General features: G+C 62.8%; 25 protein-coding genes and 1 pseudogene. 14 read left to right on the top strand and 12 right to left on the bottom strand.

Annotated features, from left to right (window positions below):
• Positions 1–33: 33 nt before the first annotated feature.
• From JTE92_RS20455 to merT, 8 genes are all read right to left on the bottom strand, one after another.
• Positions 34–3,000 (bottom strand): Tn3 family transposase, encoded by a 2,967-nt coding sequence (locus JTE92_RS20455; RefSeq protein ID WP_001138070.1) that lies wholly within the window; start codon positions 2,998–3,000, stop codon positions 34–36.
• A 2-nt stretch (positions 3,001–3,002) separates the two neighbouring features.
• On the bottom strand, positions 3,003–3,563 hold the full coding sequence (locus tag JTE92_RS20460; protein ID WP_003124096.1) for a recombinase family protein: 561 nt from the start codon (positions 3,561–3,563) through the stop codon (positions 3,003–3,005).
• Between the two features lie 130 nt (positions 3,564–3,693).
• Positions 3,694–4,683, bottom strand: a complete 990-nt coding sequence (locus JTE92_RS30795) for a DUF3330 domain-containing protein (protein ID WP_003132006.1) — start codon at positions 4,681–4,683, stop codon at positions 3,694–3,696.
• Positions 4,680–4,916, bottom strand: a complete 237-nt coding sequence (gene merE / locus JTE92_RS20470; RefSeq protein WP_003132004.1) for a broad-spectrum mercury transporter MerE — start codon at positions 4,914–4,916, stop codon at positions 4,680–4,682. The genes JTE92_RS30795 and merE overlap by 4 nt, the downstream gene beginning before the upstream one ends.
• The gene (gene merD, locus JTE92_RS20475) at positions 4,913–5,278 is read right to left on the bottom strand and encodes a mercury resistance co-regulator MerD (RefSeq protein ID WP_000995360.1); all 366 of its coding nucleotides are present in this window, start codon (positions 5,276–5,278) and stop codon (positions 4,913–4,915) included. The genes merE and merD overlap by 4 nt, the downstream gene beginning before the upstream one ends.
• A 17-nt stretch (positions 5,279–5,295) precedes the next feature.
• Positions 5,296–6,981 (bottom strand): mercury(II) reductase, encoded by a 1,686-nt coding sequence (gene merA / locus JTE92_RS20480; RefSeq protein ID WP_003156770.1) that lies wholly within the window; start codon positions 6,979–6,981, stop codon positions 5,296–5,298.
• Positions 6,982–7,052: 71 nt separating this feature from the next.
• Positions 7,053–7,328: a mercury resistance system periplasmic binding protein MerP gene (gene merP, locus JTE92_RS20485; protein ID WP_003131987.1), complete on the bottom strand. Its 276-nt coding sequence runs from the start codon at positions 7,326–7,328 to the stop codon at positions 7,053–7,055.
• A 12-nt stretch (positions 7,329–7,340) separates the two neighbouring features.
• Complete coding sequence (merT, locus tag JTE92_RS20490) at positions 7,341–7,691, bottom strand: mercuric ion transporter MerT (RefSeq protein WP_006224622.1); 351 nt, start codon at positions 7,689–7,691, stop codon at positions 7,341–7,343.
• A gap of 71 nt (positions 7,692–7,762) precedes the next feature.
• Between merT and merR the strand changes: the two genes are divergently transcribed.
• From merR to JTE92_RS20520, 6 genes are all read left to right on the top strand, one after another.
• Positions 7,763–8,197: a mercury resistance transcriptional regulator MerR gene (gene merR / locus JTE92_RS20495; protein ID WP_003131969.1), complete on the top strand. Its 435-nt coding sequence runs from the start codon at positions 7,763–7,765 to the stop codon at positions 8,195–8,197.
• Positions 8,198–8,295: 98 nt separating this feature from the next.
• On the top strand, positions 8,296–9,078 hold the full coding sequence (locus JTE92_RS20500; RefSeq protein WP_063238898.1) for a sulfite exporter TauE/SafE family protein: 783 nt from the start codon (positions 8,296–8,298) through the stop codon (positions 9,076–9,078).
• A gap of 99 nt (positions 9,079–9,177) precedes the next feature.
• Complete coding sequence (locus tag JTE92_RS20505; protein WP_063238897.1) at positions 9,178–10,140, top strand: chromate resistance protein ChrB domain-containing protein; 963 nt, start codon at positions 9,178–9,180, stop codon at positions 10,138–10,140.
• A gap of 35 nt (positions 10,141–10,175) precedes the next feature.
• A complete protein-coding gene (locus JTE92_RS20510) occupies positions 10,176–11,369 on the top strand; it encodes a chromate transporter (RefSeq protein WP_084254560.1) in 1,194 nt (397 codons plus the stop codon).
• Positions 11,370–11,391: 22 nt separating this feature from the next.
• A complete protein-coding gene (locus tag JTE92_RS20515; protein ID WP_063238895.1) occupies positions 11,392–11,982 on the top strand; it encodes a superoxide dismutase in 591 nt (196 codons plus the stop codon).
• A 63-nt stretch (positions 11,983–12,045) separates the two neighbouring features.
• Complete coding sequence (locus tag JTE92_RS20520; protein ID WP_063238894.1) at positions 12,046–12,504, top strand: chromate resistance protein ChrB domain-containing protein; 459 nt, start codon at positions 12,046–12,048, stop codon at positions 12,502–12,504.
• Positions 12,505–12,627: 123 nt separating this feature from the next.
• On the opposite strand, the pseudogene JTE92_RS20525 reads toward JTE92_RS20520, so the two are convergent.
• Together JTE92_RS20525 and JTE92_RS30720 are read right to left on the bottom strand one after the other, a co-directional pair.
• Positions 12,628–12,756 (bottom strand): annotated as a pseudogene (locus JTE92_RS20525) (plasmid pRiA4b ORF-3 family protein); the annotation flags it as partial.
• A gap of 234 nt (positions 12,757–12,990) precedes the next feature.
• A complete protein-coding gene (locus tag JTE92_RS30720) occupies positions 12,991–13,323 on the bottom strand; it encodes a hypothetical protein (protein WP_306431148.1) in 333 nt (110 codons plus the stop codon).
• Between the two features lie 81 nt (positions 13,324–13,404).
• Here JTE92_RS30720 and bufA1 point away from each other — a divergent pair, with 81 nt between their 5' ends.
• The 6 genes from bufA1 to JTE92_RS20560 all read left to right on the top strand — a co-directional run bounded on the left by bufA1 (position 13,405) and on the right by JTE92_RS20560 (position 17,042).
• Positions 13,405–13,713, top strand: a complete 309-nt coding sequence (bufA1, locus tag JTE92_RS20535) for a BufA1 family periplasmic bufferin-type metallophore (RefSeq protein WP_063238892.1) — start codon at positions 13,405–13,407, stop codon at positions 13,711–13,713.
• 12 nt (positions 13,714–13,725) lie between these two features.
• Positions 13,726–14,616, top strand: coding sequence for an MNIO family bufferin maturase (bufB, locus tag JTE92_RS20540; protein ID WP_063238891.1), 891 nt, complete (start codon positions 13,726–13,728; stop codon positions 14,614–14,616).
• Positions 14,588–15,403, top strand: a complete 816-nt coding sequence (locus tag JTE92_RS20545; protein ID WP_063238890.1) for an HvfC/BufC N-terminal domain-containing protein — start codon at positions 14,588–14,590, stop codon at positions 15,401–15,403. Before bufB ends, JTE92_RS20545 begins: the two co-directional genes overlap by 29 nt.
• A complete protein-coding gene (locus JTE92_RS20550; protein WP_063238889.1) occupies positions 15,400–15,906 on the top strand; it encodes a DoxX family protein in 507 nt (168 codons plus the stop codon). The genes JTE92_RS20545 and JTE92_RS20550 overlap by 4 nt, the downstream gene beginning before the upstream one ends.
• 145 nt (positions 15,907–16,051) lie before the next feature.
• Positions 16,052–16,228, top strand: coding sequence for a hypothetical protein (locus tag JTE92_RS20555; protein ID WP_169834810.1), 177 nt, complete (start codon positions 16,052–16,054; stop codon positions 16,226–16,228).
• Positions 16,229–16,517: 289 nt separating this feature from the next.
• Positions 16,518–17,042: an OmpH/Skp family outer membrane protein gene (locus tag JTE92_RS20560; RefSeq protein ID WP_063238888.1), complete on the top strand. Its 525-nt coding sequence runs from the start codon at positions 16,518–16,520 to the stop codon at positions 17,040–17,042.
• A gap of 269 nt (positions 17,043–17,311) precedes the next feature.
• Here the strand turns inward: JTE92_RS20560 and JTE92_RS20565 are convergent, their stop codons facing one another.
• Positions 17,312–17,485, bottom strand: a complete 174-nt coding sequence (locus JTE92_RS20565; protein ID WP_157096923.1) for a hypothetical protein — start codon at positions 17,483–17,485, stop codon at positions 17,312–17,314.
• Positions 17,486–17,590: 105 nt separating this feature from the next.
• The gene (locus JTE92_RS20570; protein ID WP_306431149.1) at positions 17,591–18,052 is read right to left on the bottom strand and encodes a GNAT family N-acetyltransferase; all 462 of its coding nucleotides are present in this window, start codon (positions 18,050–18,052) and stop codon (positions 17,591–17,593) included.
• A 488-nt stretch (positions 18,053–18,540) separates the two neighbouring features.
• Between JTE92_RS20570 and JTE92_RS20575 the strand changes: the two genes are divergently transcribed.
• Positions 18,541–19,203 carry a helix-turn-helix transcriptional regulator gene (locus JTE92_RS20575; protein ID WP_063238887.1) on the top strand — a complete coding sequence of 221 codons (663 nt, stop codon included), beginning with the start codon at positions 18,541–18,543 and terminating at the stop codon, positions 19,201–19,203.
• Positions 19,204–19,401: 198 nt separating this feature from the next.
• Positions 19,402–20,139: a slipin family protein gene (locus tag JTE92_RS20580; protein ID WP_063238886.1), complete on the top strand. Its 738-nt coding sequence runs from the start codon at positions 19,402–19,404 to the stop codon at positions 20,137–20,139.
• Positions 20,140–20,164 lie beyond the last annotated feature (25 nt).

The raw sequence follows: 20,164 nt of genomic DNA on the forward strand, positions 1-20,164 counted from the left end.
GGGGTCGCCTCAGAAAACGGAAAATAAAGCACGCTAAGCCGGTTGCAGCGGTCGTAGCGGCCTGAACTTGCCCGCGCCGATCTTGGCGCTGCTGCGCCAGAGGTAATCGCCGGTGAGGTTGATGTGCTCCCAACCGAGCGGCGACAGGTACTGCAACAGCGCGTCATCAACGGCATGGCCGTTGCCACGCAGCGCGTGCGCAGCCCGTTCCAGATAGACCGTGTTCCACAACACGACGGCAGCCGTTACCAGATTGAGGCCGCTAGCCCGGTAGCGCTGCTGCTCGAAACTGCGGTCGCGGATTTCACCCAGGCGGTTGAAAAACACTGCCCTGGCCAGCGCATTGCGCGCCTCGCCCTTGTTCAGGCCGGCATGCACGCGGCGGCGCAGTTCCACGCTTTGCAGCCAGTCCAGGATGAACAGCGTGCGCTCGATGCGGCCCAGCTCGCGGAGCGCCACGGCCAGGCCGTTCTGGCGTGGGTAGCTGCCGAGCTTTCGGAGCATCAGGGAGGCCGTCACCGTGCCCTGCTTGATCGAGGTGGCCAGCCGCAGGATTTCGTCCCAATGGGCGCGGACGTGCTTGATGTTGAGCGTGCCGCCGATCATGGGTTTCAGCGCGTCATAGGCGGCGTCGCCCTTCGGGATGTAGAGCTTGGTGTCGCCCAGGTCGCGGATGCGCGGCGCGAAGCGGAAGCCCAGGAGGTGCATCAGGGCGAAGACGTGATCGGTGAAGCCCGCCGTGTCGGTGTAATGCTCCTCGATCCGCAAGTCGGACTCGTGGTACAGCAGGCCGTCGAGCACGTAGGTCGAATCGCGCACGCCGACGTTCACGACCTTGGTGTGAAATGGCGCGTACTGGTCAGAAATGTGGGTGTAGAACGTCCGCCCTGGGCTGCTCCCGTATTTCGGGTTGATGTGGCCGGTGCTCTCGGCCTTGCTGCCGGTGCGGAAGTTCTGGCCGTCCGACGATGAGGTGGTGCCGTCGCCCCAGTGCTCGGCGAAGGGATGGCGGAACTGTGCGTTGACCAGATCGGCCAGCGCCGCCCCGTAGGTTTCGTCGCGGATGTGCCAGGCTTGCAGCCAAGCCAGCTTGGCGTAGGTCGTGCCGGGGCAAGACTCCGCCATCTTGGTCAGGCCCAGGTTGATCGCGTCGGCGAGGATCGTGGTCAGCAACAGGTTCTTGTCTTTGGCCGGGTCGCCCGATTTCAGATGCGCGAAATGCCGAGTGAAGCCCGTCCATTCGTCCACCTCCAGCAGCAGTTCGGTGATCTTGACGTGCGGCAGGATCATTGCCGTCTGGTCGATCAGCGCTTGGGCGGTGTCGGGTACCGCCGCGTCGAGCGGCGTGATCTTCAAGCCTGACTCGGTGATGATGGCGTCCGGCAGCTCGTTGGCCGTCGCCATACGGTTGACGGTGGCAAGCTGTGTTTCCAGCAGCGTCAGCCGGTCGTTCAGGTACCGGTTGCAGTCGGTGGCCACGGCCAGCGGCAATTCGCTGGCCTGCTTGAGGCTGGCGAATTTCGCGGGCGGCACCAGGTAGTCCTCGAAGTCCTTGAACTGGCGCGACCCCTGCACCCAGATGTCGCCGGAACGCAACGCGTTCTTCATCTCCGACAGCGCGCACAGTTCGTAGTAGCGCCGGTCGATGCCGGTGTCGGTCATGACCAGCTTCTGCCAGCGCGGCTTGATGAACTCGGTCGGCGCGTCGGCGGGCACCTTGCGGGCGTTGTCGCTGTTCATGCCGCGCAGCACCTCGATGGCGTCGAGCACGTCCTTCGCGGCGGGAGCGGCCCGCAGCTTGAGCACGGCAAGGAATTCCGGCGCGTAGCGGCGCAGCGTGGCGTAGCTTTCGCCGATGCGGTGCAGGAAATCGAAGTCCTCGGGCTGCGCAAGCTTCTGCGCTTCGGTGACGCTCTCGGCGAAGGCATCCCAGGACATGACGGCCTCGATGGCGGCGAACGGATCGCGGCCCGCCTGCTTGGCCTCGATCAGCGCCTGGCCGATGCGGCCGAACAGCCGCACCTTGGCGTTGATCGCCTTGCCGGACGCCTGGAATTGCTGCTGATGCTTGTTCTTGGCGGCGTTGAACAGCTTGCCCAGGATGCGGTCGTGCAGGTCGATGATTTCGTCGGTGACGGTGGCCATGCCCTCGATGGCAAGCGCCACCAGGGTGGCATAGCGTCGCTGCGCCTCGAACTTGGCCAGGTCGGCGGGCGTCATCTGGCCACCCTCACGGGCGATCTTGAGCAGGCGGTTCTGGTGCACCGACCGCTCGATGCCAGAAGGCAGGTCGAGCGCCTGCCACGCTTTGAGGCGTTCGATGTGTTCCAGCATGTGCCGCGAATTCGGTTTGACGGGCGATTGGCGCAGCCAGGCCAGCCAGGTCGTTTTGCCGTTGTCCCGACGCTTGAGCAGATCGTCGAGGCGGCGGCGATGCGCGTCCGACAGCGGTTCGGCCAAGGCATCGTAGATGCGCCGGTTGGCGCGGGTGATTGCTTCGGCGCTCGCCCGCTCGACGGCGTTGAGGGCAGGCAGAATGACCGACTGCTGCCGCAGGTGCTCGATCAAGGTGCTGGCCAGCACGATGCCCTTGTCGGTCTGCAAGGCCATCTCGGTCAGCAACTGGACGGCCTGCCGGTAGTGGCCCATGGTAAAGGGCTGGAAGCCGAACACCGTTTGCAGTTCGACCAGGTGCTCGCGCCGGGTCTGCTCCCGCTGCCCGTATTCGTCCCAGCTTTCGACGCTGACCTTGAGCTGGTCGGCGACCAGTTTCAACAAGGGCGGAAACGGCGGCTCATCGACGCCCAGGATGACACCAGGAAAGCGCAGGTAACAGAGCTGCACGGCGAAGCCCAGCCGGTTGGCCGGGCCGCGCCGCTGCCGGATGATGGAGAGGTCGGTTTCGCTGAACGTGTAGTGACGGATCAACTCATCCTTGGTGTCCGGCAACGCCAGCAGGCTTTCGCGCTCGGCGGCGGACAGGATTGAACGACGTGGCATATTTACTGATCCGTTCTCAAGTATTGATACAGGGTTTCGCGACTGATTCCGAATTCACGAGCCAGCTTGGTCTTTTGCTCGCCAGCCTCGACACGTTGGCGCAGTTCGGCAATACGCTCAGACGACAGGGATTTCTTCCTGCCACGGTAGGCCCCGCGCTGCTTGGCGAGCGCGATGCCCTCGCGCTGCCGCTCGCGGATCAAGGCGCGTTCGAACTCGGCGAACGCGCCCATTACCGACAGCATCAGGTTCGCCATCGGCGAGTCCTCGCCGGTGAAGGTCAAATGCTCCTTAAGGAACTCGATGCGTACGCCGCGCTGGGTGAGGCCCTGCACCAGGCGGCGCAGGTCGTCGAGGTTGCGCGCCAGACGATCCATGCTGTGCACCACGACCGTGTCGCCTTCGCGCACGAAGGCGAGCAGCCGTTCCAGTTCGGGCCGCCGTGTGTCCTTGCCCGACGCCTTGTCGGTGAACACTTTATCCACCTGGATCTGTTCGAGCTGCCGTTCTGGGTTCTGGTCGAAGCTGCTGACGCGGACGTAACCGATGCGCTGACCGTGCAAGGTATCCTCCTGAGGGAAATGTGTCAGGAAGAAATCTATGACCCTTGACGGCGTATGTCAATCAATTCGGAAGGCAACTCTATTCTGACGATTTAGCGCCGGATGGTCTGACGCCAAGTTAGGGTATGCCTCAATCTGACGGTAGCGAGTCGCAGGCGTTCGGATCGGCATCGGTTTCGTTCCCTGTCTTGGCACGCGCTTCGAAGCGTTGATAACACTCCAACCCGCAGAAGTGCTCGACGTATTCCGCGCCTTCCGGGGTGAAGGCGGCATCGAGCGGGATTTCCTTGCAGCACACGCAGCAACTGGTGGTGGTCGAGTCACTTGCATTCATGGTGGCACCCCTCCATTGACTGACGAAGACGGCGAATGCCGCCGCCGGCATTGGCTTCGCGAACAGGAAGCCTTGTCCTGTGTCGCAGTCCGCTTGTCGCAATAGATCAAGACTCGCCGATGTTTCCACGCCTTCAGCCACCACATCCATGCCCAGCCCGTGCGCAAGCTGAATCACGGTGTGCACGATGGTTTGGTCGCGGCGGTCGTTGGCGAGCCCGGCGACAAACGATTGGTCGATCTTGAGCGTGCTGATTGGGCAGCACTTCAGATGTTGCAGACAGGAATACCCCGTCCCGAAGTCATCGGCGGCGAAGCGCACACCGATCTGCCGCAAGGCGTCCAGGGCGGGGAAGATCGCCGGATCACCAAACGCGACCGATTCGGTCAGCTCGATTTCGAGATACTCGGCGGGCAACTCGGCATCAGCCAGCACGCCCTTTACCCACCCGTCGAAGTCCGGTCCCACTTGGCTCGCCGAAACATTGACGGCCAGCCGGAACGGTCGCCATGCCAGCATTCGCCAGTCACGCATCTGGCGGCAGGCTTCGCCCAGCACCCAAGCGCCGATTTCAGGCATCAGGCCGGACGATTCGACCACGGGCAGGAACTGGCCCGGTGGCAATAGTCCAAGCGTCGGATGACGCCAGCGCAACAGGGCTTCCGCGCCGACAATCCCACCACTGCGCAGATCGACGACGGGCTGGTAGTGCAGTTCAAGCTGCCCGCGCTCGACCGCTTGGGCCAGTTCCGGCGTCGTCCATCCATCCGGCCGGAAAGCGCTCATTCTCTTTCCCTGAATGCCCGCAACGCCCGCGACAGGGACAGAAGGAACAGGCCGGTCAAACCGAGCGCCGCGATGACCCAATGCTCGCCGAGGAAAGCACCGGCGGTTGTGCCGGCCAGCACGACAGCGAGGATGGGCAGGTGGCAGGGGCAAGTCAGCACAGCCAGTCCGCCCCACAGGTAGCCGGTGATCGGTTTGTGCGTCTCGGACGGCAAGCGCTCGGGGTTGTTCATGGCAGACTCTCCGCGTGCTGTGCCGGCTCGGTCGGCAGGGTGGCCAACTGCACTTCCAGATCGGCCAACGCTTCGCGCCGACGCTCGACGAACTGACGCAGCAGGGCAAGCTGCGCGGCCGCTTCGTCGCCGTCCGCCGCATCCAGCGCCCGGCACAGCCGCGCCAGCGCGTCGAGGCCGATGCCCGCCTCGAAGGCCGCCCGCACGAAGCACAGCCGTTGCAAGGCGGCGTCATCGAACAAGCCGTAGCCGCCTGGTGTGCACGCCACCGGGCGCAGCAATCCGCGCAGCAGGTAGTCGCGCACGATATGCACGCTCACCCCGGCATCAAGAGCCAGCCGGGACACCGTGTAGGCGTTCATTGAACACCTCCTTTTTCTCACCCGGCGCAGCAGGAAAGCTGCTTCACATCCTTGTTGAAGGTCTGCGCCGCGAGCTTCAACCCCTCGACCATCGTCAGGTAGGGGAACAACTGGTCGGCCAGTTCCTGCACCGTCATGCGGTTGCGAATGGCCAGAGCCGCCGTCTGGATCAGTTCACCCGCTTCCGGCGCGACCGCCTGTACGCCGATCAGCCGATGGCTGCCTTCCTCGATAACCAACTTGATGAAGCCGCGTGTGTCGAAGTTGGCGAGCGCACGCGGCACGTTGTCCAAGGTCAAGGTGCGGCTGTCGGTCTCGATCCCGTCGTGGTGGGCTTCCGCCTCGCTGTAGCCCACGGTCGCCACTTGCGGATCGGTGAACACCACGGCCGGCATTGCGGTCAGGTCGAGCGCCGCATCGCCGCCGGTCATGTTGATCGCGGCACGGGTGCCGGCCGCTGCCGCCACATAGACGAACTGCGGCTGGTCGGTGCAGTCGCCGGCCGCGTAGATGTTCGGGTTGCTCGTGCGCATGCCTTGGTCGATGACGATGGCACCTTGCGCATTGACAGTGACCCCCGCTGCGTCCAGCGCGAGGCTGCGCGTGTTCGGTGTCCGACCGGTGGCAACCAGCAGTTTGTCGGCGCGCAATTCACCGTGCGTGGTGGTCAGCACGAATTCACCGTCCATATGGGCGACCTGGCTGGCTTGCGTGTGCTCCAGCACCTCGATGCCCTCGGCACGGAAAGCGGCTGTCACCGCCTCGCCGATGGCCGGGTCTTCACGGAAGAACAAGGTATTGCGCGCCAGGACCGTGACCTTGCTGCCCAGCCGGGCAAAGGCTTGCGCCAGCTCCAGCGCCACCACCGACGAGCCGATTACGGCAAGGCGTTCGGGAATGGTGTCGCTCGCCAGGGCCTCGGTGGAAGTCCAGTAGGGTGACTCTTTCAAGCCCGGAATCGGCGGGACCGCCGGGCTGGCACCCGTGGCGACCAGGCAGCGGTCGAACATCACGACGCGCTCGCCACCCTCGTTCAAACGGACGGTAAGGCTCTGGTCGTCCTTGAAGCGCGCCTCACCGTGCACAACGGTGATGGCCGGATTACCGCCCAGGATGCCTTCGTACTTGGCGTGCCGCAGTTCGTCGACGCGGGCCTGCTGCTGGGCCAGCAGCTTACTGCGGTCAATCGTAGGCACAGTTGCCGCAATACCGCCATCGAACGGGCTTTCCCGGCGCAGATGGGCGATGTGGGCGGCGCGGATCATGATCTTGGACGGCACACAGCCGACATTGACGCAGGTGCCGCCGATGGTGCCGCGCTCGATCAGCGTGACCTGCGCGCCTTGCTCGACGGCCTTCAGCGCCGCCGCCATCGCGGCTCCACCGCTGCCAATGACCGCTACCTGCACCGGGGGCTCGTTGCCACTGTGCTTTTCGGCGGCGGCCATCCATCCCCGCACCTTGTCGAGCAGTCCGACGCGGTTGTCCGCCAGTGGCGCATCGGCTAGCGTTGCCTTGTAGCCCAGTCCGGCCACGGCGGCAGTCAGCGCGTCCGGCGATGTGCCCGGCACGATGGCGAGTTGCGCTGTGCCCTTCGGATAGGACACCAGCGCCGACTGCACGCCTGGCACTTTTTCCAGCGCTTCCTTGACGTGCGCCGCGCACGAGTCGCAAGTCATGCCGGTGATTTTTAGATGGGTCATGCAACAGATCCTTTATCGTTTGTGGCGCCAGACAATGACGTCCGTTGTGCTGCGGTGCCGTTTTCAGTGACTCACTGCTTGACGCTGGACGGATAGCCCGCGTCTGCGGTTGCCTTGGTCAGCTTCTGCACGCTGGTCTTGGCATCGTCGAAGGTGACGACCGCTTGGCGTGTCTCGAAAGTCACGTCAACTTTGCTGACGCCTTCGACCTTGGAAATCGCCTTCTTGACAGTGATCGGGCAGGCGGAGCAGGTCATGCCCGGTACGGACAGCGTGACGGTCTGGGTGGCGGCCCAGACGGGGGCAACAACGGCGGCGAGGGCGAGGGAGGCAAACAGTTTCTTCATGGTGAACTCCGATCAGTAGAAAAATGGCATGACGTAGGGAAATCCGAGCGCGACCAGAACCAGCGCGGCCACGATCCAGAAAATGAGCTTGTAAGTAGCTCGCACTTGGGGAATCGCGCAGACCTCACCCGGTTTGCAGGCCGCTGCCTGCCGGTAGATGCGCCGCCAGGCGAAGAACAACGCCACCAGCGCCACGCCGATAAAGATGGGGCGATAGGGATCCAACACCGCCAAGTTGCCGATCCAAGCGCCGCTGAACCCCAAGGCGATCAGAACCAACGGCCCGAGGCAGCAAGCCGAGGCGAGGATGGCGGCAAGCCCTCCAGTGAAGAGCGCGCCGCGCCCGGTTTTTGGTTCAGACATGCGCTTGTCCTTTCGAATTGAAATTGGATAGCGTAACCTTACTTCCGTACTCATGTACGGAGTCAAGCGATATGGAAAACAATTTGGAGAACCTGACCATTGGCGTTTTCGCCAAGGCGGCCGGGGTCAATGTGGAGACCATCCGTTTCTATCAGCGCAAGGGCTTGTTGCTGGAGCCTGACAAGCCCTATGGCAGCATCCGCCGCTATGGCGAGGCGGATGTAACGCGGGTGCGCTTCGTGAAATCAGCCCAGCGGCTGGGCTTCAGCCTGGATGAGATCGCCGAGCTGCTGCGGCTGGAGGATGGCACCCATTGCGAGGAAGCCAGCAGTCTGGCCGAGCACAAGCTCAAGGACGTGCGCGAGAAAATGGCTGACCTGGCGCGCATGGAGGCCGTGCTGTCTGAGTTGGTGTGCGCCTGCCATGCGCGAAGGGGGAACGTTTCCTGCCCGCTGATCGCGTCACTACAGGGTGGAGCAAGCTTGGCAGGTTCGGCTATGCCTTAGCGTGCTTTATTTTCCGTTTTCTGAGACGACCCCTATGTGGCAGAGTTGAGCCATAATAATCGAAATTCGATAGCGAAACACGATAACGAAACAAGCCCATGGAACTCGTTCTGATCGGAGTTGTGGCCCTATTAACATCTGGGCTGACGTTGTTCTCCGGCTTCGGCTTGGGAACGGTCCTGATGCCGGTGTTCGCCCTGTTTTTCCCGTTGTCGCTTGCCATCGCAGCAACAGCCGTGGTGCATTTTGCCGCCAACCTCTTTAAGTTGGGGCTGATGGCCCGGCAGGCAGATTGGCCAGTTGTGGTGAAATTCAGCGTGCCCGCCGCCGTGACGGCAATCCTTGGCGCACGCTCCCTCGCGTTCTTCGATCAGTTGCCGCCCCTCTGGCACTACACCATCGCAGGCTCAGATTTTGAAATCACCGCCGTAAAAGCGGTCATCGGTAGTTTGATCGTGCTGTTTGCACTGCTTGAACTATCCCCTCGGTTTCAAGCGCTCGCATTTCCAGCGCGCTGGCTTCCTGTTGGCGGGGCGCTCTCGGGCTTCTTCGGGGGGTTATCGGGCAACCAAGGTGCGTTGCGTTCGGCGTTCCTGTTGAAGGCGGGCCTGTCCAAAGATGCGTTCGTGGCGACAGGTGTTGTTTCGGCGGTGATCGTCGATGCTGTGCGCCTCGGGGTGTACGGCACCGCCATGCTTGCAGGCCAATTCTCACAGGCTCAGACACTCGCATTACCCGTTATCGTGGGAACGATCTGCGCGTTCATCGGTGCTCTTGTAGGCAAGCGCATCTTGCAGAAGGTCACGCTGCGCACGGTACAGCTCATTGTTGCAATAGCTATGTTAAGCATAGGTACCGGATTGGCTCTTGGCTTGCTCTAGGTAGCATTCTCAGCGCAGGCCGAAATGTGTCGCAAAATGCTTTAATGTAGAGATCTCTACAGCATTGAAATGCGAGTTATGGGCTCCTAACATGCGCTCATGACTGCTTTCTCTGATTCTTGGGCTTTGCTGATCGTCACCCTACCAACCTCCGGCGCCACCGCCCGGATGCGGATATGGCGTGCAATCAAGACAATCGGTTGCGCCGCACTACGTGATGGCGCCTACCTTTTGCCCGCACGCGATGAGCAAATTGCCCAGTTGCGCGAGTTGGCCGGCGAGGCCCGGCAAGAAGGCGGCCAAGCCTGGCTTTTGAATGTCCGCGCCGCCGATCCGGAGGAAGAGACTGCTTTCCGGGCATTGTTCGATCGCAGCGCTGACTATGCGGAACTTCAGGTTGCCCTGTCAGATGCGCGCAAGTCGCTGTCCGATCAGAGCAGTGCCGAACTCAATCGCCTGCTGCGTCGCCACGGGCGTGCCTACGAAGCAATCCGCATGATCGACTTCTTTCCCAATGCGGCGTCGAGCCGCGCCGAAGCCCAATGGCATGACTTCAGCCGCGCCATCGAGACCATCCAGTCTCCCGGCGAACCACAGGCGCTCACGCGAGCAATCCCTCGTCGGGATCCTGCCCAGTATCAAGGGCGGCTTTGGGCCACGCGCCCCCACCTGTGGGTGGACCGCGTGGCAAGCGCCTGGCTGATCCAGCGCTTCATCGATCCTCACGCCCGGTTTCTGTGGTTGGAAAGCCCGGCTGATTGCCCTGAGGATGCGCTGGGCTTCGATTTCGACGGCGCGACCTTTACGCATGTGGGCGAGCGTGTCTCGTTTGAAGTGTTGCTGTCGAGCTTTGGCCTCGAGTCGGACCGCGGGCTCAGCCGGCTCGGCATCATGGTCCATGCGCTCGATATTGGCGGCATTTCGGTACCGGAAGCCAGCGGCTTTGAAGCCATGCTGGCCGGCGCACGAGCGCGCCTGGCGGACGACAACGCCGTGCTGGCGGAGATCGGCACGGTACTGGATTCGCTATACGCACACTTCTCGACCAACAAGAAGCCCTGACTTCAACTCTCTTCCAGGATTTAGTTATGAGTCGCATGCAACAAGCCGGCGTGGCACCGCCGGACGTCACGGAACGGCCCGCCTATACCCTCTGGCAACTCGTGCTCTATTTCCTTCGCCTGGGCACGTTCGGCTTTGGCGGGCCGGTCGCGCTGGCCGGCTATATGCACCGCGACCTCGTGGAGCGGCGGGGCTGGATCAGCGATGGCGACTACAAGGAAGGCATAGCGCTGGCACAACTGGCGCCCGGGCCGATGGCAGCGCAACTGGCGATCTACCTCGGCTACGTCCACTATCGAGTCCTCGGCGCAACGCTGATCGGCCTGGCCTTCGTGCTGCCGTCGTTCCTGATGGTGCTGGCGCTAGGCTGGGCCTATGTCCGGTTTGGCGGGCTGACCTGGATGCAATCGGTGTTCTATGGTGTGGGCGCCGCCGTCATCGGTATCATCGCGATCAGCGCCTACAAGCTGACCACAAAGAGCGTGGGCAAGGACAAACTGCTGTGGGCAATCTACTTGGCGCTGGCTGCGGTGACCATCGTCACAGAGTCCGAGATCGCCTGGCTGTTCCTGGCAGCCGGCGTGCTTGCCTGGTTCTGGCGCGCCCCACCCAAATGGCTGCGCCAGAGTGGCGCCAATGCGCTCGCGGCCACACAGGTACCGGCCGCGAGCGGCCTGCTGAGCACGCTGGACTGGCCGCTACTGACCCAGATCGGCGTGTTCTTTGCCAAGGCAGGCGCCTTTGTCTTCGGCTCGGGACTCGCCATCGTGCCATTCCTCTACGGCGGTGTCGTGACGGAATACCACTGGCTCAACGACAAGCAATTCGTCGATGCGGTAGCCGTGGCCATGATCACGCCCGGCCCGGTGGTCATCACGGTCGGCTTCATCGGCTACCTGGTAGCCGGGCTGCCCGGCGCCTGCGTGGCAGCACTGGCAACCTTCTTGCCCTGCTACTTGTTCACAGTGTTGCCGGCCCCTTATTTCAAGAAGTACGGAAAACTGCCAGGCATCCTGGCCTTTGTCGATGGCGTCACCGCGGCTGCGATTGGCGCCATCACCGGTGCAGTGTTCGTGCTGGCCAAGCGCTCGATTGTCGACGTCCCGACCGTCCTGCTGGCGCTGGGCACGGTCGCGTTGCTGCTGAAATTCAAGAAGCTGCCTGAGCCAGTCATCATCACCGGCGCCGCGCTGATCGGCCTCGCCGTTTATCCGGTGCTGCACCACTGAATCAAACGAACCAGGGGACACCATGAGCTACGAAATGAAACCGCTGGCATGCGATCCAGCCCGGCTTTCGGGCCTGTCGGAGAAACTGATTGTCAGCCATTACGAAAACAACTATGGCGGCGCGGTGAAGCGGCTGAATGCGATTACCGCAGAGCTGTCAGCACTCGACGTGGCAGCCGCACCCGTCTTTATGCTGAACGGCCTGAAGCGCGAAGAACTGATTGCAACCAACTCCATGATCCTGCATGAGGTGTACTTCGACAGCCTCGGCGACGGCGGCAGTCCAGGCGGTGAACTGGAAGCCGCGCTCTTGCGCGATTTCGGCTCTGTCGCGCGCTGGCAAGCGGAGTTCGCCGCCATGGGCAAGGCACTTGGCGGCGGCTCGGGCTGGGTACTGCTGACTTACTCTCCGCGCGACGCTCGGCTGGTCAACCAGTGGGCTTCCGACCACGCCCATACCCTGGCTGGCGCGACGCCGATCCTGGCGCTGGATATGTACGAGCACTCCTACCACATGGACTATGGTGCGAAGGCCGCGGCCTATGTCGATGCGTTCATGCAGAACATCAATTGGGCAAGAGTCGCCAATCGCTTCGGGGGCGTGAGTAAATAGTCAGTGAGAATCCCGGCCGCCTAGACCCAGCCACCACCTCGACAAACCAGAGCGGAGACCGCCATGAAATGGATTACCCGGGAACGCCCCAAGATCGACCGCATCGCTTGCCCGTGGCTCATCGCCCGGTTCATCGACGAGGCGCCGGAATTTCTCTATGTGCCCGCCGGCGACGTGTTGCGCGTGGCAGGCGAGACCGGCGCCACTCCCTATGACATCCCCGGCGTGGAGCTGTCGCATGTCGGTGAGCTGTGCAGTTTTGACGCCTTTCTGGACAAGTACGGCCTGCCCGATCCCGCCTTGCGGCAACTGGCGGAGATCGTGCGCGGCGCCGATACGTCGAAGCTCGACCTGACGCCGCAGTCCAGCGGATTCTATGCGATTTCCCTCGGCCTCTCGCAGGTGTATGCCGACGATCACGAGATGCTCGGCCACGGCATGGTGATGTACGACGCGCTCTATGCGTGGTGCCAGCACTGCCAGGCGGAAACCCACCGCTGGCCGCCGAAGATACCTGCTTGAACGCTGCACCCACTGGACGGCCATACCGGCCATGAGCGAGACGATCCTGTCATACGCCGCTCCATGCATCTCATGTCGCCACCACGCGTTGAACCTATGCGCATAGACGAAGCCTTCGTGTTCGCGGAGACGAAATGCGGTCAGCGGCAATTCGTTTGCCACTTTGCAGAAGTGTATGACGCCCTCATGCGCTTCGCCGTAACGCCTGCTACGAATGCTGAACTCGTGCAGATGCTCGTCGGCCCAGCCCATGATGATATGGATGACCGAGGCCTAGGGTCAAAGAAGGCAGACCAATATCTGAGTCTGCCAATTTCATCCGCGGGGCCGGATGGCGGCCGAATGGGAAAGTGGCCTCCAAAGACTGCTTTCGGCAAAGGCGAGAGTCTCCAAGGGGGATCGATGGGAGACGATCAGTCATCCAGTGCCCGTGGCGCTTGACGATAAGCTGACACAGATTCGAAATTTCCCTTATAGATCAACGCCTTAGGCTAGATTTGGCGAAAATTTCACGAATTCCGGCCGACCCTCGTTGCGGTTCCGGACATGGCGCGCCGCCAGCGCCCGCAGATATGGGGTGATGTCCTCCAGCAGCCGGCGATACGCCTCGCGGTCGCCGCCCTGGGCGCGCACCATCGCCGCCGACCAGTCCGCCGTGCCGTCAGCCCGGCTGACTGAAAGCTCGGACGGTAGCCCGGCGGCAGCCGGATCCTGGGTATGGTTCACACGGTTTCGTTTCACCTTGCGACGGTGCGCTTGGGAAGATGCCTGAATTCTGCTGCATGCGGAATCGTTTGTCGCTGCAAAAAAATCTTCCATAAGACGTAACCTTTGGTCGTTCCGGACCGAACTTGCTGAAACGGTGCCGAATCGGCGCCGCAACCCTCAGGAGACAGAAAGATGAACAGACGCGTACTGGCCGCCTCCACCTTGTCATCCGCCCTCGGGCTGGCCCTGGCTATGGCCGCTGCGCCCGGACTGGCGCAGCCCAAGGAGGTGCCACAGGTCGTCAAGGACAACATGGCCAGGATGGAGAAGGGCAAGCTGGAGAAGTGTTATGGCATCAATGCCGTGGCCAAGAACGACTGCGCGGAAGGCGCCCATTCTTGCGCGGGACAAGCGACGCAGGCACGCGATGCGAAGTCGTTTGTGCTGTTGCCGGCCGGTGACTGCAGCAAGATCCAGGGCGGCAAGCTGAAGCCCGCCTGACCGGAGCCAGCGATGCCTGCCGCGTCTGTTGCACCGCAACGTGGGTCCGGCCTGATCCCGGCGCGAGCCGGGATCGGGTTGCGCTTCCGGCATCATCAGGCTGTGGCCGAGGCGCGCCCGGCGGTCGCCTGGTTTGAGGTGCACACCGAGAATTACATGGGTGGCGGCAGCGCGCCGGCGTATCTGGACGCAATCCGGCGCGACTACCCGCTCGCCCTGCACGGGGTCGGCCTGTCGCTGGGTAGTGCCGAAGGGCTGGACAGCGCCCACCTGGCGCGCGTGCGCGAGGTGGTCGGGCGGGTGGAGCCTGGGCTGGTTTCGGAGCACCTGTCCTGGAGCATCGCGGACGGCAAATATCTTGCCGACTTGCTGCCGCTGCCAATGACCGAGGAAGTGCTGGTCATCGTTTGCAGCCATGTCGACCACGTCCAGAGCGTTCTGAGGCGGCGCATCCTGGTCGAGAACCCTTCGACTTACCTGCGCTTCTGCCACTCGACCATCCCGGAGTGGGAATTTCTCGCCGAGGTCGCTCGGCGCACCGGTTGCGGCATCCTCTGCGACGTCAACAACATCTATGTCAGCGCCTGCAATCACGGTTGGGAGGCCAGGATGTATCTGGACGCGCTGCCGCCGGCGGCGATAGGCGAGATCCACCTGGCCGGCAATAGCGTGCGGCAACTCGGGCAGGGGCGAACGCTGCGCATCGATGATCACGGCTCGCGCGTCGCGCCCGAGGTATGGGCCTTGTACGAGGAAGCGCTCCAGCGTTTCGGTCCGGTTCCCACGCTCATTGAATGGGACACGGCGGTGCCGGCGCTCGACGTCCTGCTGGAAGAGGCGGCCATTGCCGGGGCCGTGCTGGAGAGGCAAGACAATGCATGCCCATCCCCCTACGCTGCTTGAACTGCAGCGCGCGATCGGCCGGGGCCTGCTGCATGGCGCCGACGACGACCTTGCCGCGCTCGTGGTGGCGGACGGGTTGGCGCCGGAGGCGCGGCTCGCTGTCTACCGGAACACCGCCACCGGGACGCTGGTGACAGCGCTACGGCTAACATATCCGGCCGTCCACGCCCTGGTTGGCGCCGAGTTCTTCGAAGGCGCGGCCCGGCTGTTCATCGAAGACTCGCCGCCGCAGAGCGCATGGCTGGATGCCTATGGCGAGACGTTTCCCGAGTTCCTGGCGCGGCTGCCGCAGGCCGCCTCGCTGGCCTATTTGCCGGACGTCGCCCGGCTCGAGTGGGCCGTGGGTAACGTGCTGCATGGTCCGGACGCGGCGCCGCTCGCCCTGGACCGGCTGGCGCGACTGGAGGCGGCTGAACCGGGCGAGGTGTGTTTCAGGCCGCACCCGGCGGTGCGGCTGCTGCAATCGCGCTTCCCGGTGGATGCGATCTGGCGCGCGGTCTTGAACCATGACGACGATGCCATGGCGGCTATCGACCTGAATGCCGGCCCGGTCTGGCTGTGGGTGCGGCGCAGCGCTTCCGGCGTCGCAATCGACCGGTCCACCGAGAGCCAATGGCGCTTCACCGCGGCCCTCTTCGACGGGCGCGCATTGCACACGGCACTGGACGAGGCACCATCTGCCCACGCCCACACCTGGCTCGCCACCCTGCTGGCAGGGGGATGCTTTGCCGAGGTCCGGCTGGCCGACCTGGCAGCCGATCCAACCATTCGGAGTGCCCACTCATGACGCACGTACCTGAATCGATCCGCGCAAAGCCCACCATGACCGCCCGCGTGCTGCGTGCCATCGGGTGGCTGGAAAAGGTCCCTCACACCGTGCTGGCGCTGCCGTTGCGGCTGGCGGTGGCCACCGTGTTCTGGAACTCGGCAATGGCCAAGCTGGCCAACTGGAATAGCGCCCTGGAACTGTTCCGCGAGGACTACCAGGTGCCACTGGTGCCCCCGGAGCCGGCGGCCTACCTGGCGGTGTCGATCGAGCTGGCTGCGCCGGTCCTGCTGATGCTGGGGCTGGCGACCCGCCTCGTGGCGCTGGTCCTGCTCGGCATGACGGCGGTGATCGAGATCTTCGTCTATCCGCTCGCCTGGCCCACGCATATCCAGTGGGCGGCAATGCTGCTGGTGCTGCTGTGCCGGGGTGCGGGCAACTGGTCCCTGGACCATCTGGTGTACGAGCGGCTCGGGCGTGCACACCGCGGCGGGCCGCCACACGCGGCGGCAGGCGAACGATAGATCGATAGCTCGATGCGGTACGCATCAAGGCCATCTTGACCTTCCCTCCGTAGGAACGTCCATACTAACTGCAGGGGACAGAAGCCCCTACGGCCCATCAGCTCCAGGGCTGCGGGGCCATTGGACTTCCCGCTGGAGGCGCAAAATGGAAGCTGCGGGGCGCACATTGCATGAAGCGGTGTTTGCGGTGTTCGAACGGGCATGCCGGGAAGGCAATTTCGAACTGGCCGAGCACCTCTTACGTGCGCTGGAGGCAATGGCTCGGCGGGAAGAGGCGGAACGGCAACTCGACCGTGCCTACCTGCTGCTGGCCGATCTCTGAGAGGGGTCATCGGTCCGGACGTTGGCACCGCGACTTCCACCGGCTTGCCATGATCCAGCTCCTCCTTTGGACGGTCACGATCTCATGGGGGCGTATCGGTATGCGCGCAACGTGGAGATCCATGACAGGTAGACGTCCAGGCTGATCTCTGTATCGGCGAGTAGACGGCTCACGAAACATTCGTCTTGGGGAAGCAAGATTCGCATGGGAAAGATGAGATGCGTTTCCATGGGCGTCGACAAGGCTTGCGGTTCTCCAGATTGCCGTGTACTGACAGCGGCTCCGATTCATGAAAGGGTCAACTCCACTGTTCAAGTCCCTGATCGCCGGGTTGGCCGCCACCGCGATGTGCGTGACGGCACCGGCGCAGGCGCAGCCAGCGCGAATCGCCGCCGTGAATTCCGAACGGATCCTGCGCGACTCGCAGCCCGCCAAGCGGGCTCGGAACAAGCTTGTGCAGGAGTTTGCCGAGCGCGACCGTGACCTCCAGCAAATGGCGCGGAAGATCAGCGCCCTGGCCGCCCAACTCGACCAGGACGCAGCCGCGCTGGGTGACGCCGAGCGTCAGCGCCGCCAGCGCGAGGTGGCTGAGCTGGACCGTGAGTTCCAGCACAAGCAACAGGCATTTCGCGAGGACCTGCAGCGCCGACGCAACCAGGAGCTGGCCCTGTTGGTGGAGCGTGCCAATCGGGTGATCCGCCAACTCGCCGAACAGCACAGGTACGACCTGGTCGTACAGGAAGCGGTCTACGTGAATCCGCGCATCGATATCACCGACGACGTCATCAAGGCGCTGAATGCCAGCAGCAAGTGAAGGGGGAGTCGTTTGAATCGTGCTGTCCAAGCCGTCATGACGATTGCTGGGATAGAGATCATTGAATAGGCGTAGGAAACGGCGTACACCATTCCCTCCCTCCGAACCCGGTGTGCGGTTCCCCTGCGACTGGCTCCCCAACGACTGGCCGCGCGCCGTCGGAGCTAGCGGTCTCACAGCATGTGCTGGCCGCCATTGATGGCAAGGTTAGCCCCAGTCATGAAACCAGCCTCGTGCGAGCCTGGCGACCCTGCCGCCGACTTGGCGTGCTAGCGCTTGGCAGCGCGCGTGGCCTGGGCGGTCGCTTGCTGTGCCGTGTCCGAGGCCGCGGTGGCCGCGATATTCAAATTGCTCTCGGCGATCTCGCCCGCTTGCTTGGCGGCCCGCTGCATCGTTTCGAACAAGCTGGTGGTGGCGGTCAGCGCCGACTGCCAGGCGGCCATGGCAGCTTCCGAGCCGGCCGGCGCCCCCTTCCTCTCGGTAGCGCCGTATCGGGGCATGCGCCGCTGGCGCTCGCATGCCCCAGGCTTCAGGCATGCGGGCGCCCGTTATCGCAACTCGCATCTCATGCAAAGCGCCGATGCTCGGGTCGCGCGCTGTGCGGCTATCGATGACATGACCTCCTGAGGAACAGCCTCGTTTGCGACGAGTGTGAATCCCCAGCGCGCGAAGTAAGCAGGCGCCACTACGGAGAAAACATAGGCATCCCGTGCTTCTGTGCCGCGGGCCCGCATTAGTAGTGCGTCAACTATACGCGTTGCGATACCTCTGTCCCGGTATGCAGCCTCGACTGCTGCCGAGCGAATAAGAACGCTCGTGCCGTGGTGCTCCGCCGCTGCGCATCCGACAATGAGTCCTTCGTATATCGCAATCTGGAAGCTTTCGATTATCAGGGATACGTCAGAGGTTGGTAGGCCGCAGCGTTCGAGCAAAGCAGCAACTTGGTGCCAGTCTGAAGGGGTGGCCGGACGTAGGAGAACGTCGGTCATCATGATGGTGTACTCCTGCATACGTCCTCGTCGACCAGGAAGGGCCGCGGCACGCGTCTAATTATAGGCAAGGCGGTGCGTCGCCTTCCTTGCGCAGCGCTCTGCGGTCATGCGACCGCGATGCAAAGGTTAGAAAGACTATCATCAGGATTCCAGGCTGTAAGCAAGTGTGAGTCAGCCGCTAGGCATTTTCTTGACAGTTGTGCCCGTGATAGGCCGGATAATCCGATGCGTCTACTGCGTATCAGCTGTCCTCATGCCCAGGCCCGTCCTGCCCTGCCGACTGCAGGCGAACCCCGCGATGGCGGGCGGCGTAGATGGCTTCGATTTTGTTGTGGCCGCCGACGCGGTGGTACAGCCAGCGTGTTAGTTTTCGCCGTCGCAAGCGAGACGTTGAGTGCATGTGCTGCAAGCTTAACGCGGAGTTTGTCTCGACTACACTTAGTAAACTCCTGCATAAAACGGTGCGAGCTTCACGCGTGGCTCGAGTCCAGAAGCTGCCAACCAGCATGCGCGTGGGCGAACGCATAAAAGCAACAATCTTCTGTGTAACGGGGGACCAGATGCGTGCGCTTCTAATTGCAGACAATTCGCTGCAGCGAACTGCCCTCGTTGATTGGCTACGGCATGTTGGCGGCTTCGAGCAAGTGTCCTGTGCCAGCTTCGCCGACCTTGCGGGGATGCCAGGCAAGCCAGAAGAGAATCAGTTCCTTTTGATTGTTGTCGGGCCATCGGTCCACGGTAGAACGGCGCGCTTGCTGGACGAGTTCCGGCACCGTTTGCCGCCTGCGCCCCTGTTGATGCTGCCCGACCTGCCATTGCATCGGGGCCACAAACCAGCAACGGGCTCGCGTGCGTTTGCAAAGTCAGATACGGCGGAGCGCGTTGTCCGCTTGGCCGCGGCTGGGCACCTGGCAGGACTGTTGTCGACCCCGGAGCATCAGGAGACTTCCGCGCAATTGGACGAAGCCCGCATGTTGCGGTTGACGAAGCGCCAATATCAAATACTCGTGTTGCTATCGCAGGGACATCCACTGAAGATAATCAGTCGCAGGCTTGGCATATCGCTTGCGACGGTTAAGAGCCACTCAGGACAGCTCTACCATCGGCTCGGGGCGAGCAACAGCATCGAAGCCGTCTTCACCGCCCGCCAACGCGGCGCCAAACTATAAGGGGCAGACCGAAAGAGCCAGCTGATGACGATTGAGGTGAATTCTGGGACTCGCTGTCCAGCAGTTCAGTCCGAGCCCAACATGCTATCCACACACGGACCGGACTTTACGGTGGCCCAATGATAGCTCGCTAACACCGCAGCGGCGCGACCGATTTCTTCAAACAATGCGGGTGTTCGTTAACTTGGGAGCCTGATCATGGCATTCGAAATCACCGCCGGCGGCGTCCTCTTCCTGATGGCGCTGCTTGTCATCTCCGCCTTTCGTGTTCTGCGAGAGTACGAACGCGGTGTGGTGTTCATGCTGGGACGCTTCTGGAAGGTTAAGGGGCCCGGGCTCGTGCTGATCATACCGGTGGTCCAGCAGATGGTCAGAGTCGACTTGCGCACCGTGGTAATGAATGTCCCCCCGCAGGATGTGATTTCGCGCGACAACGTGTCGGTCAAGGTCAGCGCGGTCGTGTATTTTCGCGTGGTCGACCCCGAGCGTGCCATCATCCACGTTGCCAACTTCCTTGAAGCCACCAGTCAACTATCGCAGACCACGCTGCGCTCGGTGCTGGGCAAGCATGAGCTAGACGAGATGCTCGCCGAACGCGAGCGGCTCAACTTTGATATCCAGCAATCCCTCGACTCCCAGACCGACGGCTGGGGTATCAAGGTCTCGAACGTTGAGATCAAGCACGTCGACCTCAACGAGACCATGATCCGGGCCATCGCACGCCAGGCCGAGGCTGAGCGGGAACGGCGCGCCAAGGTGATCCACGCCGAGGGGGAATTGCAGGCGTCGGTGAAGCTGCTGGAGGCCGCACAGATGCTGGCCAAGGCCCCGCAAGCAATGCAGTTGCGCTATATGCAGACCCTCACGCAGATCGCGGGCGACAAGAGTTCGACCATTGCCTTTCCACTGCCAATTGATCTCCTCAGTGCGCACTGAGCGGAAAGCCCTGAGGCAGCGGCAT

Origin of the sequence: Cupriavidus oxalaticus (genome assembly GCF_016894385.1) — a bacterium.
Taxonomy (GTDB): domain Bacteria; phylum Pseudomonadota; class Gammaproteobacteria; order Burkholderiales; family Burkholderiaceae; genus Cupriavidus; species Cupriavidus oxalaticus.

Coding starts and splice junctions, on each gene's coding strand:
- JTE92_RS20455 (WP_001138070.1), bottom strand. CDS start 3,000: ATGCCACGTCGTTCAATCCTGTCCGCCGCCGAGCGCGAAAGCCTGCTG.
- merT (WP_006224622.1), bottom strand. CDS start 7,691: ATGTCTGAACCAAAAACCGGGCGCGGCGCGCTCTTCACTGGAGGGCTT.
- merD (WP_000995360.1), bottom strand. CDS start 5,278: ATGAACGCCTACACGGTGTCCCGGCTGGCTCTTGATGCCGGGGTGAGC.
- JTE92_RS20555 (WP_169834810.1), top strand. CDS start 16,052: ATGGAAGCTGCGGGGCGCACATTGCATGAAGCGGTGTTTGCGGTGTTC.
- JTE92_RS20560 (WP_063238888.1), top strand. CDS start 16,518: ATGAAAGGGTCAACTCCACTGTTCAAGTCCCTGATCGCCGGGTTGGCC.
- JTE92_RS20565 (WP_157096923.1), bottom strand. CDS start 17,485: ATGGCCGCCTGGCAGTCGGCGCTGACCGCCACCACCAGCTTGTTCGAA.
- JTE92_RS20510 (WP_084254560.1), top strand. CDS start 10,176: ATGCAACAAGCCGGCGTGGCACCGCCGGACGTCACGGAACGGCCCGCC.
- JTE92_RS20520 (WP_063238894.1), top strand. CDS start 12,046: ATGAAATGGATTACCCGGGAACGCCCCAAGATCGACCGCATCGCTTGC.
- JTE92_RS30795 (WP_003132006.1), bottom strand. CDS start 4,683: ATGAGCGCTTTCCGGCCGGATGGATGGACGACGCCGGAACTGGCCCAA.
- merP (WP_003131987.1), bottom strand. CDS start 7,328: ATGAAGAAACTGTTTGCCTCCCTCGCCCTCGCCGCCGTTGTTGCCCCC.
- JTE92_RS20570 (WP_306431149.1), bottom strand. CDS start 18,052: ATGCAGGAGTACACCATCATGATGACCGACGTTCTCCTACGTCCGGCC.
- merA (WP_003156770.1), bottom strand. CDS start 6,981: ATGACCCATCTAAAAATCACCGGCATGACTTGCGACTCGTGCGCGGCG.
- JTE92_RS20500 (WP_063238898.1), top strand. CDS start 8,296: ATGGAACTCGTTCTGATCGGAGTTGTGGCCCTATTAACATCTGGGCTG.
- JTE92_RS20580 (WP_063238886.1), top strand. CDS start 19,402: ATGGCATTCGAAATCACCGCCGGCGGCGTCCTCTTCCTGATGGCGCTG.
- JTE92_RS20505 (WP_063238897.1), top strand. CDS start 9,178: ATGACTGCTTTCTCTGATTCTTGGGCTTTGCTGATCGTCACCCTACCA.
- bufB (WP_063238891.1), top strand. CDS start 13,726: ATGCCTGCCGCGTCTGTTGCACCGCAACGTGGGTCCGGCCTGATCCCG.
- JTE92_RS20550 (WP_063238889.1), top strand. CDS start 15,400: ATGACGCACGTACCTGAATCGATCCGCGCAAAGCCCACCATGACCGCC.
- JTE92_RS20545 (WP_063238890.1), top strand. CDS start 14,588: ATGCATGCCCATCCCCCTACGCTGCTTGAACTGCAGCGCGCGATCGGC.
- merE (WP_003132004.1), bottom strand. CDS start 4,916: ATGAACAACCCCGAGCGCTTGCCGTCCGAGACGCACAAACCGATCACC.
- bufA1 (WP_063238892.1), top strand. CDS start 13,405: ATGAACAGACGCGTACTGGCCGCCTCCACCTTGTCATCCGCCCTCGGG.
- JTE92_RS30720 (WP_306431148.1), bottom strand. CDS start 13,323: ATGGAAGATTTTTTTGCAGCGACAAACGATTCCGCATGCAGCAGAATT.
- JTE92_RS20575 (WP_063238887.1), top strand. CDS start 18,541: ATGCGCGTGGGCGAACGCATAAAAGCAACAATCTTCTGTGTAACGGGG.
- merR (WP_003131969.1), top strand. CDS start 7,763: ATGGAAAACAATTTGGAGAACCTGACCATTGGCGTTTTCGCCAAGGCG.
- JTE92_RS20515 (WP_063238895.1), top strand. CDS start 11,392: ATGAGCTACGAAATGAAACCGCTGGCATGCGATCCAGCCCGGCTTTCG.